The 870-nt window shown below is 53.3% G+C and carries 2 protein-coding genes and 1 pseudogene; all 3 read left to right on the top strand.

Features of this window, described 5'->3' with window-relative positions; all coding sequences use genetic code 11:
* Positions 1-101, top strand: a pseudogene (rplM, locus tag ACIP66_RS27340) (50S ribosomal protein L13); the annotation flags it as partial.
* Between the two features lie 14 nt (positions 102-115).
* A complete protein-coding gene (gene rpsI, locus ACIP66_RS27335; protein WP_008080273.1) occupies positions 116-508 on the top strand; it encodes a 30S ribosomal protein S9 in 393 nt (130 codons plus the stop codon).
* Between the two features lie 269 nt (positions 509-777).
* Positions 778-870, top strand: a 93-nt coding sequence (locus tag ACIP66_RS27330) for a ubiquinol-cytochrome c reductase iron-sulfur subunit N-terminal domain-containing protein (protein WP_400652282.1), incomplete at its 3' end; no start/stop codon positions are given.

Raw genomic sequence — 870 nt, 5'->3', positions numbered from 1 at the left:
CTAAAAACCCAGTGGGTCGCGACATGTACCGTAAGCTGAAAGTCTATGCGGGCGCTGCACACCCACATACTGCTCAGCAGCCCCAAGAACTGAAGTTTTAACGGAATAGTACATTATGTCGGCGACTCAAAATTACGGCACTGGCCGTCGCAAGACCGCAACCGCACGCGTTTTCCTGCGTCCGGGTACTGGTAACATCTCCATCAACAACCGTTCGCTGGAAAACTTCTTCGGCCGCGAAACTGCCCGCATGGTAGTTCGTCAGCCGCTGGAGCTGACTGAGACTGTCGAGAAGTTCGACATCTACGTCACCGTGATCGGCGGTGGTGTAAGTGGTCAAGCTGGCGCAATCCGCCACGGTATCACTCGCGCTCTGATGGACTACGACGAAACCCTGCGTGGCGCTCTGCGCAAAGCTGGCTTCGTTACTCGCGACGCCCGTGAAGTTGAACGTAAGAAAGTTGGTCTGCGTAAAGCGCGTAAGCGTCCGCAGTACTCGAAGCGTTAATTCCGCTTCCACGTTCAAAAAGAACGCCCGCCTCCTCACGGAAGCGGGCGTTTTTTTATGCCTGTGATTTATCAAAGAATTGCGCTGCGACAACTTGCCACTTCCGTAGACCCCCTATACTGCAAGGCTTGAGGGTAAGAGCTCCGGGTAATTCCCTTGTCAGAATTGGGGCTTTTCATTACCATTCGGCAAAATTTTTATAAGTAACATTGATTTATTTAGTAGATGCCTGATTTAACAGGCCACAAAAGCTGATGGGAGAGGACTGAATGAGCAATGACGGCGTGAATGCAGGCCGGCGTCGCTTCTTGGTAGCAGCCACATCCGTGGTGGGTGCTGCAGGAGCGGTGGGGGCTGCGGTC

Source organism: Pseudomonas sp. NPDC088429 (assembly GCF_044753305.1).
Taxonomy (GTDB): Bacteria; Pseudomonadota; Gammaproteobacteria; order Pseudomonadales; family Pseudomonadaceae; genus Aquipseudomonas; species Aquipseudomonas rustica.
Note: the sequence above shows the minus strand (reverse complement) of the source record. Positions and strands in the feature narration are given on the sequence as shown.